We start from the raw sequence: 15,441 nt of genomic DNA on the forward strand, positions 1-15,441 counted from the left end.
GGTCGCCGGGCCGTCAGCTGGTCCAGAAGTCCCACCACCGGGTCAGGATCAGCATGCCGATGATGCCGACGTGCAGGACCGGCAGCACCCAGGTGAACTCGCCGAAGAACGACTTCAGCCAGTTCGGGGCCGGCAGGAAACCCTTGCGGATGTTGAACGAGGTCACGTACCAGAACATGGTGATCGTGGCGACCCAGGCCAGCGAGCACCACAGGCACAGCGCGTTGATCCGGTACAGGGACTGGAACTGCAGCCAGGTGCAGAAGCCCACGCCGAACAGCGTGCCGAAGTTGAAGGTCAGCCAGTACCAGCGCGGGAAGCGGACGCGGGTCAGCAGGCTCACGCCGACGCAGATGACGATGCCGTAGCAGACCAGGCCGAGCATCGGGTTCGGGAAGCCGAAGGCGGCGGCCTGCTTGGACTCCATGACGCTGCCGCAGGAGACGACCGGGTTGAGGCTGCACCCGGGGGTGAACGTCTTGCCCTCGACCTTGGCCTCGAGCAGCTTGAACTTGTCGATCGTGATGACCCACGCGGCCAGCAGGCCGGCGGCGCCCGTGATGATCAGCAGCAGCGCGAAGGCCCGGCTGCCGCCCTCCGTACGGGATGCCGCGGAGGTGTGCTCGGGCTCGGGCTCGGTGGAGACGTCCTTGACTGTCGTCTTGCTCATCACGCCGATTCCGTCTGTTGGAGAGTGGGAACTTCTTCGGGCAGGGGCCATCAGGGGCCATTGTGCCGCACGAGGCGCCCCGTCCACCGTTCGGCGGACATAAGGAAGTACGCACGGTCGTCTCGGAGCGCTCGGTTCCGGCCGATACCCGGGGCCATGACAGCACAGGGGTACGAACTCGCGGCGGACGTCCGCGGGCCGCGCAAGCGATACGGCGGCGTGACCGCGGTGGACGGCGTCGGTCTGGGCATCCGGCGGGCGAGGTGTTCGGCCTGCTCGGACCCGACGGGGCGGGCAGGACCACGACGGTGGAGATCCTCCAGGGCCACCGCGCCCGGGACGCGGGCGCGGTCTCGGTCCTGGGCGCGGACCCGGCGGCGGGTACGCGCGCGTGGAGATCCCGTGCGGGCATCGTCCGGCAGGATGAATCGGCGCCCGCCGAGTTGACGGTCCGGGGGACGGTACGGGCAGGAGCGGCGGGGGCGTGGAACACCCCGGCGCCGCCCCCGACCGTCAGCCCAGCCTCGACTCCAGTTCGGCCACGATCTCGTTGACCCCGATCGCCGACTGCTCGCCGGACTCCATGTCCTTGAGCTGGACGACGCCCTCGGCGAGGTCCCGCTCGCCGGCGACGATCGTGTAGCGGGCGCCGCTGCGGTTGGCGTTCTTCATGGCGCCCTTGAGCCCCTTGGCGCCGTAGGAGAAGTCCGCCGCGATGCCGACCCGGCGCAGCTCCGTGACCTTCGCGAAGAGCACGCGGCGCGCCTCCTCGCCGAGCGGCACCGCGAAGACGCTGGTCGCGGACGGGATGTCGAGCTCGACGCCCTCCGCCTCCAGCGCCAGCACCGTGCGGTCGACGCCCAGCGCCCAGCCGACGGACGGGAGCGCGGGGCCGCCGATCATCTCGGACAGCCCGTCGTAGCGGCCGCCGCCGCCCACCGCGGACTGGGAGCCCAGGCCGTCGTGGACGAACTCGAAGGTGGTGCGGGTGTAGTAGTCGAGGCCGCGGACCAGCTTCGGGTCGTCCTCGAAGGAGACGCCCGCGGCCGTGATCAGATCACGGACCTCCTCGTGGTACGCCTTGCAGGCGTCACAGAGGTAGTCGCGCAGGAGAGGCGCGTCGCCCAGTTGCTTCTGGACCGACTCGCGCTTGTCGTCCAGGACGCGGAGGGGGTTGATCTCGGCCCGGCGCAGGGTGTCCTCGTCCAGGTCCAGGCCGCGCAGGAAGTCCTGGAGCGCCGCGCGGTACACCGGGCGGCACTCCTTGTCGCCCAGGCTGTTGAGCAGGATGCGGAAGTCGCTAAGGCCCAGCGAGCGGTACGCCTGGTCGGCCAGGATGATCAGCTCGGCGTCCAGGGCCGGGTCCTCGGCGCCGATCGCCTCCGCACCGACCTGCGAGAAGTGGCGGTAACGGCCCTTCTGCGGGCGCTCGTAGCGGTAGTACGAGCCGGAGTACCAGAGCTTGACGGGGAGGTTCCCGGCCTTGTGGAGGTTGGCTTCCAGGGCCGCGCGCAGGACGGAGGCGGTGCCCTCGGGGCGCAGCGCCAGCCGGTCGCCGCCCTTGGTCTCGAAGGCGTACATCTCCTTGGTGACGATGTCGGTGGACTCGCCGACACCACGCGCGAAGAGCTCGACGTTCTCGAAGCCCGGGGTCTCGATGTAGCCGTACCCGGAGTTGCGCAGCGGCGCGGCGATCGCCTCGCGGACGGCAAGGTACTTGGCGCTGTCCGGCGGGATCAGGTCGTACGTGCCCTTGGGGGCCTTGAAGGTGCTCACGGAAGTTCTCGTCACATTCCTCGTCGGGGAGCGTCGGCGTGCGCTCCCGGGCCGGCGGCCACCTGCCGCAGATAGGGGTTGGTGGCGCGCTCCTGGCCGATGGTCGTCTGGGGGCCGTGGCCGGACAGCACCACGGTGGAGTCGTCGAGCGGCAGGCAGACACGGGCCAGCGAGGCCAGCATGTCGTCCATGGAGCCGCCCGGCAGGTCCGTGCGTCCGATGGAGCCGGCGAAGAGCAGATCACCCGAGAAGAAGACCGAGGGGATCTCGGTCGTCTCCGGCATCCGGAACGTCACCGACCCCCTGGTATGGCCCGGCGCGTGCGCGACGGAGAATTCGAGTCCGGCCAGCTCCAGCCGCACGCCTTCGGCCAGTTCGAAGACGTCGTCCGGCTCCCCCACGGTCAGCTCGCCGAGCAGCGGCATGCCGATGGACCGGCCGATGCCCTTTGCGGGGTCGCTCAGCATGTACCGGTCCTCGGGGTGGATCCAGGCCGGTACGTCGTGCGCTCCGCAGACGGGAACGACCGAGGCCACATGGTCGATGTGGCCATGGGTGAGGACGACGGCGACGGGCTTGAGCCGATGCTTCTTCAGTGCTTCCTCGACGCCTTCGGCGGCCTGATGGCCGGGGTCGATGATCACGCACTCCTCACCGGCGGCGGGGGCGACGAGATAACAGTTCGTCCCCCAGGCCCCGGCGGGGAACCCGGCAATGAGCACGATCGTCCTTCGTTGTGTCGGTTCGGGTGGCTACAAGCTGTGGTCCAGAGCCTACCGGCGCTGCCTTTTCCTCAGCGAACCCATATACGGTACGGGGCTACACGCAGCAGTCGGCTCACACAGCGCACAGGACGCACGCGTACCGGTCGACACACGACACGCATGAGGAGAGAACCCGGTGGTCAGCCAGGAGCAGCGGCGGCGTCAGCTCGCCCGGGAGAAGTTCTTGCGGCAGCAGCAGCGGCGTACCAGCGCGCGGCGCAAGGCACGCATGCGCAACTCCGTGATCGCGTCCGTGCTCGGCGTGATCGTGATCGGCAGTGTCGCGCTGTACACGACCGGCGTGCTGAAGAACAACGACGACAAGGCGAACGCCAGCTCGGAGACGACCCCCAGCGCCTCCGCCACCAGCAAGGCGCCCGATCCGTGCGAGAAGGCCGCCGCCGGCTCGGTGAAGAAGATGAGCTGGAAGAAGGAGCCGGCGATGACGATCGACACGTCGGCGAAGTACACGATGACGCTGTCGACGACCTGCGGCGACATCGGCGTCGCGCTCAAGACGTCGGCGGCCCCGCACACCGTGAACTCGTTCAACTTCCTCGCGTCGAAGGGCTACTTCGACCACAGCAAGTGCCACCGGCTCACCACCAACGGCATCTACGTGCTGCAGTGCGGCGACCCGACGGGTACCGGAAGCGGCGGTCCGGGGTACACGATCCCTGACGAGAACCTGAAGGACAAAAGCCTGAAGGGCGGTGTGTACCCGGCGGGTACGGTCGCGATGGCCAACACGGGCCAGAAGCACACCGGCGGCAGCCAGTTCTTCCTGGTCTACCAGGGCAGTCAGTTGCCGGCCAGCTACACCCCGTTCGGCACGGTCGACGCGGCCGGACTGAAGATCCTGAAGAAGATCGCCGCCGCGGGTGAGAGCACCGGCCAGGGTGACGGAGCCCCCAACGCGACGGTTGTGATCAACAAGGCCACGGTCACGAAATCCTGACCACCAACTGCGTAACTTCGGTCGCGCGGGATGCGGACAGGCAACCCGCCGGTCGCCTATGTTGGCCGTGACGAAACTGTGGACGATGCCCGGGGGCGCTGAGGCCCCTCGCAGGCATCATGTGGAGGAGGCGCTGTGAGCAGCGACCCGTGGGGCCGCGTCGACGAGACGGGGACCGTGTACGTGCGTACGGCCGACGGCGAGCAGGTCGTCGGTTCCTGGCAGGCCGGCTCCCCTGAGGAGGCGCTGGCCTACTTCGAGCGCAAGTACGAGGGCCTGGTTGTCGAGATCGGCCTCCTCGAAAAGCGAGTAAAGACCACCGACCTCTCCGCGAAGGACGCTCAGGCCGCCATCGACCACCTGCGCGAACAGGTGGAGGCGCACCACGCGGTCGGTGATCTGGAGGCCCTGCGCACCCGGCTCGGCGATCTGGTGAAGACCGTGGAGTCGCGCCGCGAGGAGCGCCGGGCGCAGCGTGCCAAGCAGTCCGACGAGGCCCGTCAGGCCAAGGAGGACCTGGTCGTCGAGGCGGAGCAGCTGGCCCAGTCCGACCAGTGGCGGGCGGCCGGTGAGCGGCTGCGGTCCCTGGTGGACACCTGGAAGGGCCTGCCGCGCCTCGACCGCAAGTCGGACGACGAGCTGTGGCACCGCTTCTCGCACGCCCGGTCGGCGTTCTCCAAGCGCCGCAAGGCGCACTTCGCGCAGCTCGACGCCCAGCGCGAGGACGCCCGCAAGGCCAAGGAGAAGCTGGTCGCCGAGGCCGAGTCGCTGTCGGACTCGACGGACTGGGGTCCGACGGCCGCGCGCTACCGCGAGCTGATGGCCGAGTGGAAGGCCGCCGGCCGTGCCCAGCGCGAGCACGAGGACGACCTGTGGAACCGCTTCCGCGGCGCCCAGGACGTGTTCTTCGCGGCGCGTGGTTCGGCCTTCGCCGAGCGGGACGCGGAGCAGACGGAGAACCTGAAGCTGAAGGAGGAGCTGGCCGCCGAGGCCGAGAAGCTCCTGCCGATCACGGACCTGAAGGCCGCGCGGTCCGCCTTCCGCTCGATCAACGAGCGGTGGGAGGCCATCGGCCATGTGCCGCGCGACGCACGTCCGAAGGTCGAGGGCCGGATGCACACGGTCGACCGGGCCATCCAGGAGGCCGAGGAGGCCGAGTGGCGCCGGACCAACCCGGAGGCACGCGCGCGTGCCGCGGGTCTGACCGGCCAGCTGCAGGCCGCCGTGGACAAGCTGAAGACGCAGATCGAGCAGGCCCGCGCCCAGGGCAACACGTCGAAGGCGGAGAAGCTGGAGCGTGAGCTGGAGGGCCGCCAGGCGCTGCTGGACCAGGCTCTGAAGGGCCTGCAGGAGTTCGGCGGCTGAGGTTCGCGCGCAGTTCCGCCAGGAACACCGGGAGGGGCCCCGTAAACGGCGTACGGGGCCCCTCTCGTCGTGTCTCGCCGCCTCTGCGGTCTCGCGCCGCCTCCGCGGTCTCGCTTGCCCCGCTGCCTCGCTACGAGCGGCTGCGCGCCGAGGTGACCCGGTAGACGTCGTACACGCCCTCCACGCCGCGTACGGCCTTCAGGACGTGGCCCAGGTGCTTGGGGTCGCCCATCTCGAAGGTGAAGCGGGAGGTGGCCACCCGGTCGCGGGAGGTCTGGACGGCCGCGGAGAGGATGTTGACGTGCTGGTCGGACAGGACGCGGGTGACGTCCGAGAGCAGCCGGGACCGGTCCAGGGCCTCGACCTGGATGGCGACCAGGAAGACCGAGGACTGGGTGGGCGCCCACTCGACGTCGAGGATGCGCTCGGGTTCCCGGGACAGTGACTCGACGTTGACGCAGTCGCTGCGGTGCACCGATACACCGCTGCCACGCGTGACGAAGCCGATGATCGGGTCGCCGGGGACGGGTGTGCAGCAGCGGGCCAGCTTGACCCAGACGTCGTCGACGCCCTTCACGACCACGCCGGGGTCCTGGCTGCTGCGCCGCTTGCTGCGGCGGCCGCGGCTCGGCGGGACCGCCTCGTCGATCTCCTCGGTGGCCGCCTCCTCGCCGCCGAGCGCCTGCACCAGCTTCTGCACGACGTTCTGCGCGGCCACATGGCCCTCGCCGATCGCCGCGTACAGCGAGGAGATGTCCGGGTAGCGCATCTCGTGGGCGAGGGTGACCAGCGAGTCGCCGGTGAGGATGCGCTGGATGGGCAGGTTCTGCTTGCGCATCGCGCGGACGATGGCGTCCTTGCCCTGCTCGATCGCCTCTTCCCGGCGCTCCTTGGAGAACCAGCCCCGGATCTTGTTGCGGGCGCGCGGGGACTTGACGAAGCCGAGCCAGTCGCGGGACGGTCCGGCGCCGGTCGCCTTGGAGGTGAAGACCTCGACGAGGTCGCCGTTGTCCAGGGTCGATTCGAGCGGGACGAGACGGCCGTTGACCCGGGCTCCTATCGTCCGGTGACCGACCTCGGTGTGGACCGCGTACGCGAAGTCGACAGGGGTGGCTCCGGCCGGGAGCGCTATGACGTCGCCCTTGGGTGTGAAGACGAAGACCTCGTTGCGGGAGAGATCGAAGCGCAGGGACTCCAGGAACTCGCTGGGGTCCTCGGTCTCCTTCTGCCAGTCCAGCAACTGCCGCAGCCACGCCATGTCGTTGAGGTGGTCGTCCTTGCCCTTGCCGGACGACTTCGGCACGTCGGTGCGGACCTTGGAGGCGCCGGCGACGGCCTCCTGCTTGTACTTCCAGTGCGCGGCGATGCCGTACTCGGCGCGGCGGTGCATGTCGAACGTGCGGATCTGGAGTTCGACCGGCTTGCCGTTGGGGCCGATGACCGTCGTGTGCAGCGACTGGTACATGTTGAACTTGGGCATCGCGATGTAGTCCTTGAACCGCCCCGGAACCGGGTTCCAGCGGGCGTGCACGGTGCCCAGGGCCGCGTAGCAGTCCCGGACGGTGTCCACCAGGACGCGGATGCCCACCAGGTCGTAGATCTCCGCAAAGTCCCGGCCGCGGACGATCATCTTCTGGTAGACGCTGTAGTAGTGCTTCGGGCGGCCGGTGACGGTCGCCTTGATGCGGGCGGCGCGCAGGTCGGACTGGACCTCGTCGGTCACTATGGCCAGGTACTCGTCGCGTTTGGGGGCGCGCTCGGCGACGAGCCGGACGATTTCGTCGTACATCTTGGGGTAGAGGATCGCGAAGGCGAGGTCCTCCAGCTCCCACTTGATGGTGTTCATGCCCAGCCGGTGGGCGAGCGGCGCGTAGATCTCGAGCGTCTCGCGCGCCTTCTTCTCCTGCTTCTCGCGCTTGAGGTAGCGCATGGTGCGCATGTTGTGCAGGCGGTCGGCGAGCTTGATGACCAGGACGCGTGGGTCCTTGGCCATGGCGACGACCATCTTGCGCACGGTCTCGGCCTGGGCGGCCTCGCCGAACTTGACCTTGTCCAGCTTGGTCACGCCGTCGACGAGCAGCGCGACGACGTCACCGAAGTCGCGGCGCAGGTCCTCCAGGCCGTACTCGGTGTCCTCGACCGTGTCGTGCAGCAGGCCGGCCATCAGGGTCGCCGGGTCCATGCCCAGCTCGGCGAGGATCGTGGTCACCGCGAGCGGGTGCGTGATGTACGGGTCGCCGCTCTTGCGCTTCTGGCCGCGGTGCCAGCGCTCGGCGACCTGGTAGGCGCGCTCGATCTGGCGCAGGGTGGCGTTCTCGATCTTGGGGTCGTTGCTGCGGACTATGCGCAGCAGCGGCTCCAGGACCGGGTTGTACGGGTTGGCGCGCTGCACGCCGAGGCGGGCGAGGCGGGCACGGACGCGGTTGGAGGAGCCCGAGCGGGCGGGCTGGCCGGCGTTGGGGCGGACCCCGGGGGCCGTCTTGGCTCGCTCGGGCGGGGCCGGCTTGGGACGCGACTGCTCGGCCGACTTGTCGACAGGCGCGGACTGGGCGTGCTCGACCGGCCCGCGGGCGTCGTTCTTCGCGTGCGGCGCGCTGGGCGCGGGCTTGGCCGCGGCCGCCGAGGCGGGCTCGGGCTTGGCGGCGGTCAGGTGCTGGGCCTCGTCTGGCAAGAGGACTCCTCGTGCGCGATCCGGGTCCCCCAGTCAGGCCCCGGACAACCATGGTAGCGATCCAGCCGCCGCCGAACGTGCGGAGCCCGTCCGAACGGCCGCCCGGACGGAAATCCACGGAACCCGACCCACCGCATGTGAAATTCTCTCCCCCGAGTGCGCGATACCGCGCACTCGGGGCTTCGCTGTTCTCGAAACTCTGGTCAGACTACGAGCAGAGCCTCCAAGGGCGCGCCCTTGAGGGCCGGTTCCAGGCGAGCGCGGCCGCCCAGGAAGCCCAGTTCCATGAGGACGGCGAGACCCGCGGCCTCGGCGCCCGCCCGGCGGATGAGCTGGAGGGAGGCCTCCGCGGTGCCGCCGGTGGCGAGGACGTCGTCGACGACCAGGACGCGGTCGCCCGCGGACAGGTCCTCGGCGTGCACCTCGATCTCGGCGGAGCCGTACTCCAGCTCGTAGGCCTGGCGGAGGGTGGCTCCGGGGAGCTTGCCCGCCTTGCGGACCGGGATGAAGCCGAGGCCGGCGCGGACGGCGACCGGGGCGCCCAGGATGAAGCCCCGGGCCTCCAGGCCGACCACCTTGGTCGCGCCGGTGCCGACGGCGATCTCCGCGAGAGCGTCGGTGAGCGCGGCGAACGCGACCGGGTCCGCCAGGAGCGGCGTGATGTCCTTGAACATCACGCCCTGCTCCGGATAGTCCTCGACGTCCCGTATACGGCTGAGCAGCAGTTCCTTGATGTCGGTCACCGGCGCTTCCCCGACGGCCGGCCGCGGCCGCCCCGGTTACGGGGCGCGGGCTGGTTGCGCGGGCCGACGACGGCCGGAGCGGCGTCCTCGGATCCCTCGGGCCCGCCGACCCGGGCCTCGGCCATCCCCTCCTCGGCGGCGGCCTGGGCGCGCTTGGCGAGGACGCGCTTGCGCAGCGCCTTCATCTGCGGCTCGGCTTCCTTGAGGTCGGCGACGAGCGGCGTGGCGATGAAGATCGAGGAGTAGGCGCCGGCGGCGAGACCGACGAACAGCGACAGCGAGATGTCGTTGAGCGTGCCCGCGCCGAGGAAGCCGCCACCGATGAACAGCAGGCCCGCGACCGGCAGCAGCGCGACGATCGTGGTGTTGATCGAACGGACCAGAGTGCCGTTGATCGAGTGGTTGGCGATGTCGCTGTAGGTGAAGCGGGTCTGCTTGGTGATGTCCTTCGTCTGCTCCTTGAGGCTGTCGAAGACGACGACCGTGTCATAGAGCGAGTAACCGAGGATCGTCAGCAGACCGATGACCGTGCCGGGCGTGACCTCGAAGCCGACCAGGGCGTAGATACCGGTCGTGATGGTGATGTCGTGGATCAGCGCGACCAGGGCCGCGAGCGCCATCCGCCACTCGAAGGCGATCGCCAGGTAGATCACCACGAGGACCATGAAGATGCCGAGGCCCTCCCAGGCCTTGTTGGCGATCTCGTCACCCCAGCTCGGGCCGACCAGGTCGGAGTTGATGGACTCGGGGTCCACCTTCATGTCCGTGGCCAGCTTGGCCTTGGTCGCGTCCGACTTCGCGGTGTCCATGCCGGCGATCTGGATGCGCAGACCGCCCGTGCCGAGCTTCTGCACGACCGCTTCGTGGCCGGAGGCCTCCTTCGCGTAGGTCTCCGCCTGGGCCACCGAGACACTGGTCTTCGAGGTGGTGAAGACGGCGCCGCCCTGGAAGTCGATGCCCATGTTCAGGCCGCGCACCGCCAGGCCGACGATGGCCGTGATGGTGATCAGGATGGAGACGCCGTACCAGATCTTGCGCTTGCCGACGAAGTCGTAGCTGATCTCGCCGCGGTGGAGTCGGGCGCCGAGGTTGCCGAGTTTCGACATCGCTCACGCTTCCTTCGGGTCGACAGGGCCGGCGGCAGGGCCGGCGGGACGGCGGGTGCGGCGCAGCGGGGCCTTGGCGCCCAGGCCCTTCGGGTCGAGCCCGGACCACTTGTGGCCGCTCGCGAAGAACTTACGCCGGGCGAGGACCGTCATCAGCGGCTTGGTGAAGAAGAAGACGACGACCACGTCGAGCACGGTGGTCAGACCGAGGGTGAACGCGAAGCCCTGGACCTTGCCGACGGTCACGATGAACAGCACGGCGGCGGCCAGGAACGACACGAAGTCGGAGACCAGGATGGTGCGCCGGGCGCGCGGCCAGGCCCGCTCGACGGCGGGGCGCAGCGTGCGGCCCTCGCGGATCTCGTCCCTGATGCGTTCGAAGAACACGATGAACGAGTCCGCCGTGATGCCGATCGCGACGATCGCACCGCAGACGGCCGGCAGGTTCAGCGCGAAGTGGATCGTGGGGCCGAGCAGCGACATGATCGCGTAGGTGAGGACCGCGGACACCAGCAGCGAGGGGATCGCGACGAGCGACAGACCGCGGTAGAAGGCGACCAGGTAGATGATGACGAGCGCGAGGCCGATGGCACCGGCCAGCAGGCCGGCGTGCAGCTGCTCGCCGCCGAGGGCTGCGGTGACGGTGGTGACGCTCTCCGTCCTGAAGGAGAGCGGGAGCGCGCCGTAGGACAGCACGTTGGCGAGGCTCTGGGCCTCCTCCTGGGTGAAGCTGCCGGAGATCTCCGCCTGGCCGCCGGTGATCGACTGGCTCACGGTCGGGCTGGAGACGACCTCGCCGTCGAGGACGATGCCGAACTCGTTCGTCGGCTGGGAGGTGTTCTTGGCGAGCTCGGCGGTGACGTCCGCGAACTTCTTGGCCCCGCTGCCGGTGAAGGTCATCTGGACCTGCCAGCCCGCGGCGCTCTGCGTGTCGTAGACGGCCTGGGCCTTCTTGACATCGGTGCCGTCGACCCGGGCCGGGCCGAGCACGTACTTGTACCAGGCGCCGCCGATCTTGCCGCAGGCCACGGTGGTGTCGCTCGGCTTGGCGGTCTTGCCGGCCTTGGCGCGCTGCGTGGCCTTGGAGCAGTCCAGCGCGGTGTACTCGGCCTCCAGCTTCGAGGCCGCGGCGGAGGCGCTCGCGTCGGCCGAGGAGGTGGCGGAGGGGCTCGCCGACGAGGAGGCGGACGCCGAGGACGACGGCGTGGAACCGGCCTTCAGGGCGTCGGTGACGGCGCGGCCCTGCGAGGTGGCCGAGGACGACGGCGAGGCGGAGGACGAGCCGGTCGCCTTCTGGGACGCCGACGCGCTGCTCGACGGGGAGGTGCTCGGTGAAGCGCTGGAGCTGCCGCCTGCGGACGCGCTCGGGGAGGCGCTCGGGGTGGCGCCGACGCTGGCCTGCTGGGCCAGGACCGGGCGGAAGTACAGCTTCGCGGTGGTGCCGACCTGCTGGCGGGCCTCTGCGGAGTTGGTGCCCTTGGGGATGTTGACGATGATGTTGCTGGTGCCCTGGGTCTGAACCTCCGCTTCGGAAACGCCCAGACCGTTGACACGGCGGTTCATGATCTCGACCGCGGTGTTCATGTTGGTCTTGTTGATCGCGTTGGGCTGGCCCGGCTCGTTGTGCGCCTGCAGCGTGATGCTCGTACCACCGGCCAGGTCGATACCGAGACGCGGAGTGGTGTTTCCGGAGGCGAACATTCCGCCGGTGAGCGCCACGATGGCGATCAGGATGAGGGCCAGCGAGCGCCCTGGCTTGCTCTGGGCGCTCGCGCTCCGGCCCCTCTTAGGTGCTGCCACCTTCTTGTACTCCCTCTCGGGCCGCCGTGCCCCTGGTCGGCGCGGTCGGCCATGACATGGTGTCGGGATCCCGTGCGGGAAACAGACGCGCCCGGGGTGCGAGGTGCGCGTGTCATGCGCGCACCGCCTCCCGGGGCACGGCTACTTCGTGTCGGAGTCGCCGTCGGTCTTCTTCGGCTCTTCGTCAGCCTTCGCCTCGGCGGTCGCGGACTCGGCCGGCCCGTCGGTCGTGTTCTCCGCTTCCTCGGCATCCTCCTCGGCTGCGTCCTTCTTCCCGAGGTCGACGGCCTTGTCGTCGGAGGCGGCGGCAGCGTCGGCGGACTCGTCGTCGGTCTCGGTGAGAGAGGAGGCGTCGTCCGGGACGACGTCGGCGTCGGACTTCAGGTCGTGCTCGATGCCGTGCACGATGCGGTTGTACTCGTCGTCCGTGAGGATGGCGCCGATCGAGTTCTTCGCGAAGAGGAGCTCGACGCCCGGGCCGGCGTCGAGGAGGACCGTGTCCTCGTTGACTTCCTTGACCGTCGCGTACATGCCCCCGATGGTGCGGACACCGTTGCCGGGCTGGATCTCGTTCCGCATCTGCGTGGCCTGCTGCTGGCGCTTTTTGGTGGAGCGCGTCATCAGGACCATGGCCGCGATGAGGACGATGAACACGAGAAGAGGCAAGCTATTCACGGGACGGAATTTCCTTCGCGCAGCCGCGGCGGTGAGCGGCCTGGATGATGGGGGTGTGGTCGGCGCCGCCCGCAAAGGCGGCATCGGCGGAGTCTAAGCGAGTCCGCGCGCATGGAACAACGTTCAGCATGGCACCTGGGTTCCTGGGGCCGCCAATGCCCCGCCGTCACGAAGCGATCACGTCTACGGCCGAAGCCTGGCTCAGCGGGCGCCGGCCGTCCGTGCCGGGGGCGAGGACGCGTCCACGCCCGCTCCCGGCGCACGGCGGCCCGTCGCGTTCTCACCGGCAACGGCTCGGACACCGGACGCGCAGGGATTCCAGGGGGCCGCCGCTGCGAGGCGGGAGGGAACGGCCCGTTCGCCCACCGGACCGGGGCCGCTCGGCACGGGACGGGCGCGGCGGTGCACCCGTCGGCCTGGACCCCGTGGCCGGTCGGGCGCGGTGCCACCGGGGCGTCGGCGGCCCGGGGTCAGGTGCCGAAGAGGTCCTGCTGGCCGGCTCCGCCCGCCGTGCCGCGCGGAGCGCTCAGGCCCAGGTGGGCCCAGGCGGCGGGGGTGGCGACGCGGCCGCGCGGGGTGCGGGCCAGCAGACCCTCGCGGACCAGGAAGGGCTCGGCGACCTCCTCGACCGTCTCGCGCTCCTCCCCCACCGCGACGGCGAGGGTGGACAGGCCGACCGGCCCGCCGCCGAAGAGTTTGAGCAGCGCCTCCAGGACGGCGCGGTCCAGCCGGTCCAGGCCGCGTTCGTCCACCTCGTAGACGGCGAGCGCCGCGTGCGCGATCTCGCGCGTGATCAGCCCGTCCGCCTTGACCTGCGCGTAGTCACGGACCCGGCGCAGCAGCCGGTTGGCGATACGGGGCGTGCCGCGCGACCGGCCGGCGATCTCGGCCGCGCCGGCCGGCTCGATCGCGACGTCCAGCAGATGCGCCGAGCGGTGCACGACCCGCTCCAGCTCGCGCGGCTCGTAGAACTCCATGTGCGCGGTGAAGCCGAAGCGGTCGCGCAGCGGGGGCGGCAGCAGGCCCGCGCGGGTGGTGGCGCCGACCAGCGTGAACGGCGGCAGTTCGAGGGGGATGGCGGTGGCACCCGGACCCTTGCCGACGATGACGTCGACCCGGAAGTCCTCCATCGCCATGTACAGCATCTCCTCGGCGGGCCGCGACATGCGGTGGATCTCGTCGAGGAAGAGGACCTCGCCCTCCTGGAGAGAGGAGAGGATCGCGGCCAGGTCGCCGGCGTGCTGGATGGCGGGGCCCGAGGTGATGCGGATCGGGGCCTCCATCTCGGCCGCGATGATCATCGAGAGGGTCGTCTTGCCCAGGCCGGGGGCACCGGAGAGCAGCACGTGGTCGGCGGTCGCGCCCCGCGCGCGTGCGGCGCGCAGCACCAGGTCGAGCTGCTCGCGGACCTTCTCCTGGCCGATGAACTCGCCCAGGTCCTTGGGGCGCAGCGCGGCCTCGACGGCCTGGTCCTCACGGTCGGCGACGGCGCCCACCAGCCGCTCCGCGTCGGCCCCGGTGTCGGTCGTGTCGTCCCAGTTCATAAGTGATGTGCCTCAGCGGTGGTGGGGTCAGCGGGCGCGGTTGAGGGTTTGCAGGGCCGCCTTGAGCAGCTGGCCGACCTGGGGCGTGCCCCCGGCGGCCTCGGCCTGCGGGGCGACGGCGGTGACGGCCTCGTCGGCCTCCCGGGTCGCGTACCCGAGGCCGATCAGGGCGGCGTGCAGCTGGTCGCGCCAGCCCTGGCTGACCGGGGCGCCGATCACGGGAGCGCCGACGGGGGCGCCGAGGCGGTCCTTCAGCTCCAGCAGCAGTTTCTGCGCGCCCTTCTTGCCGATGCCGGGGACGGCGATCAGCGCCTTCTCGTCACCGGTGGCGACCGCGCGGCGCAGCGCGTCGGGGCTGTGCACGGCGAGCATCGCCTGGGCGAGCCGCGGGCCGACACCGCTCGCCGTCTGCAGCAGCTCGAAGACCTGGCGCTCGTCGTCGTCCACGAAACCGTACAAGGTGAGCGAGTCCTCCCTCACGACCAGCGACGTGGCGAGCCTGGCCGGCTGGCCCATGCGCAGTCCGGAGAGGGTGTTGGGGGTGCACTGGACGGCGATGCCGATCCCGCCCACCTCGACGACCGCGGAGTCCGGGGCGAGGGCGGCGACCGGGCCGCTGACGAAGGCGATCATGCCGTACGGCCTTTCGTTGCGTTGGCTGCGTGCAGGGCGACGGCCTGCTGGAGTCGGTTCTGCGCGGGGGCGCGCCAGATGTGGCAGATGGCGAGCGCGAGGGCGTCGGCGGCGTCGGCGGGCTTGGGCGGGGCGTTGAGTCTGAGCAGCCGGGTGATCATGGCGCCGACCTGGGCCTTGTCGGCGCGTCCGGAGCCGGTGACGGCGGCCTTGACCTCGCTCGGGGTGTGCAGGGCGACGGGGATGCCCCGGCGGGCGGCGCACAGCATGGCGACGGCGCTGGCCTGGGCGGTGCCCATCACGGTCCGTACGTTGTGCTGGCTGAACACCCGCTCCACGGCGACGAATTCGGGCCGGTGCTCGTCCAGCCACTGCTCGATGCCCTGCTCGATGGCGACCAGGCGACGGCCGAGTTCAGCGTCCGCGGGCGTGCGGACGACTCCCACGCCGACCATGGTGAGCGGCCGCCCGGCGACGCCCTCGACGACACCGACACCGCACCGGGTCAGCCCGGGGTCCACCCCCAGTACGCGCACCGCGCCCCCTCCCCTCTTCGCGGCTGAACCGCCGCCGCTCTCGCGGACCTGGCTGAGCACCGCCGTGGTTCCTCGATTGATGGTTGCGGCCCGTGGACGGCCATCTGCGGATGGCGCCAGGCTAGCCGCTACCACTGACAACGGCGGCGGGCTGGTGGGACGTGTCCCACCAGCCCGCCGAATCCGCTCAGCTCGCGGCG

At 70.3% G+C, this 15,441-nt stretch carries 13 protein-coding genes and 1 pseudogene; 3 read left to right on the forward strand and 11 right to left on the reverse strand.

The window, feature by feature from the left end; translation table 11 throughout:
- Positions 1 to 13 precede the first annotated feature (13 nt).
- Entirely contained in the window at positions 14 to 670 is a 657-nt protein-coding gene (locus tag AB0P24_RS00755; RefSeq protein WP_365789610.1) for a vitamin K epoxide reductase family protein, read from the reverse strand.
- Positions 671 to 826: 156 nt separating this feature from the next.
- On the opposite strand from AB0P24_RS00755, the pseudogene AB0P24_RS00760 reads away from it, so the two are divergent.
- Positions 827 to 1,137, forward strand: a pseudogene (locus AB0P24_RS00760) (ATP-binding cassette domain-containing protein); the annotation flags it as partial.
- Between the two features lie 46 nt (positions 1,138 to 1,183).
- Here AB0P24_RS00760 and hisS read toward each other — a convergent pair.
- Positions 1,184 to 2,446 (reverse strand): histidine--tRNA ligase, encoded by a 1,263-nt coding sequence (gene hisS, locus AB0P24_RS00765; RefSeq protein WP_365789611.1) that lies wholly within the window; start codon positions 2,444 to 2,446, stop codon positions 1,184 to 1,186.
- A gap of 11 nt (positions 2,447 to 2,457) precedes the next feature.
- Positions 2,458 to 3,168, reverse strand: a complete 711-nt coding sequence (locus tag AB0P24_RS00770; RefSeq protein WP_365789613.1) for an MBL fold metallo-hydrolase — start codon at positions 3,166 to 3,168, stop codon at positions 2,458 to 2,460.
- Between the two features lie 178 nt (positions 3,169 to 3,346).
- Between AB0P24_RS00770 and AB0P24_RS00775 the strand changes: the two genes are divergently transcribed.
- The gene (locus AB0P24_RS00775) at positions 3,347 to 4,168 is read left to right on the forward strand and encodes a peptidylprolyl isomerase (protein WP_365789615.1); all 822 of its coding nucleotides are present in this window, start codon (positions 3,347 to 3,349) and stop codon (positions 4,166 to 4,168) included.
- Positions 4,169 to 4,303: 135 nt separating this feature from the next.
- On the forward strand, positions 4,304 to 5,533 hold the full coding sequence (locus AB0P24_RS00780; protein ID WP_365789617.1) for a DUF349 domain-containing protein: 1,230 nt from the start codon (positions 4,304 to 4,306) through the stop codon (positions 5,531 to 5,533).
- A gap of 130 nt (positions 5,534 to 5,663) precedes the next feature.
- Here the strand turns inward: AB0P24_RS00780 and relA are convergent, their stop codons facing one another.
- From relA to ruvC, 8 genes are all read right to left on the reverse strand, one after another.
- Complete coding sequence (gene relA, locus AB0P24_RS00785) at positions 5,664 to 8,204, reverse strand: GTP pyrophosphokinase (RefSeq protein WP_365789619.1); 2,541 nt, start codon at positions 8,202 to 8,204, stop codon at positions 5,664 to 5,666.
- Between the two features lie 203 nt (positions 8,205 to 8,407).
- Positions 8,408 to 8,947: an adenine phosphoribosyltransferase gene (locus tag AB0P24_RS00790; protein WP_365789621.1), complete on the reverse strand. Its 540-nt coding sequence runs from the start codon at positions 8,945 to 8,947 to the stop codon at positions 8,408 to 8,410.
- Positions 8,944 to 10,053: a protein translocase subunit SecF gene (gene secF / locus AB0P24_RS00795; protein ID WP_365789624.1), complete on the reverse strand. Its 1,110-nt coding sequence runs from the start codon at positions 10,051 to 10,053 to the stop codon at positions 8,944 to 8,946. Before secF ends, AB0P24_RS00790 begins: the two co-directional genes overlap by 4 nt.
- Positions 10,054 to 10,056: 3 nt before the next feature.
- Entirely contained in the window at positions 10,057 to 11,853 is a 1,797-nt protein-coding gene (gene secD, locus AB0P24_RS00800; protein ID WP_365789626.1) for a protein translocase subunit SecD, read from the reverse strand.
- Between the two features lie 141 nt (positions 11,854 to 11,994).
- A complete protein-coding gene (gene yajC, locus AB0P24_RS00805; RefSeq protein ID WP_365789628.1) occupies positions 11,995 to 12,528 on the reverse strand; it encodes a preprotein translocase subunit YajC in 534 nt (177 codons plus the stop codon).
- A 470-nt stretch (positions 12,529 to 12,998) separates the two neighbouring features.
- A complete protein-coding gene (gene ruvB, locus AB0P24_RS00810; RefSeq protein ID WP_365789630.1) occupies positions 12,999 to 14,072 on the reverse strand; it encodes a Holliday junction branch migration DNA helicase RuvB in 1,074 nt (357 codons plus the stop codon).
- 27 nt (positions 14,073 to 14,099) lie between these two features.
- Positions 14,100 to 14,705, reverse strand: coding sequence for a Holliday junction branch migration protein RuvA (gene ruvA / locus AB0P24_RS00815; RefSeq protein ID WP_181801791.1), 606 nt, complete (start codon positions 14,703 to 14,705; stop codon positions 14,100 to 14,102).
- Positions 14,702 to 15,241: a crossover junction endodeoxyribonuclease RuvC gene (gene ruvC / locus AB0P24_RS00820; protein WP_365790148.1), complete on the reverse strand. Its 540-nt coding sequence runs from the start codon at positions 15,239 to 15,241 to the stop codon at positions 14,702 to 14,704. Before ruvC ends, ruvA begins: the two co-directional genes overlap by 4 nt.
- Between the last annotated feature and the right edge of the window lie 200 nt (positions 15,242 to 15,441).

This window comes from Streptomyces sp. NPDC086519, from assembly GCF_040686075.1.
In the GTDB taxonomy this organism is placed as follows: domain Bacteria; phylum Actinomycetota; class Actinomycetes; order Streptomycetales; family Streptomycetaceae; genus Streptomyces; species Streptomyces shenzhenensis.

Bases quoted from the DNA above. Each gene is read 5' to 3' on its own strand.
- AB0P24_RS00755 (WP_365789610.1), bottom strand. From the start codon at position 670: ATGAGCAAGACGACAGTCAAGGACGTCTCCACCGAGCCCGAGCCCGAG.
- ruvB (WP_365789630.1), bottom strand. From the start codon at position 14,072: ATGAACTGGGACGACACGACCGACACCGGGGCCGACGCGGAGCGGCTG.
- ruvA (WP_181801791.1), bottom strand. From the start codon at position 14,705: ATGATCGCCTTCGTCAGCGGCCCGGTCGCCGCCCTCGCCCCGGACTCC.
- secF (WP_365789624.1), bottom strand. From the start codon at position 10,053: ATGTCGAAACTCGGCAACCTCGGCGCCCGACTCCACCGCGGCGAGATC.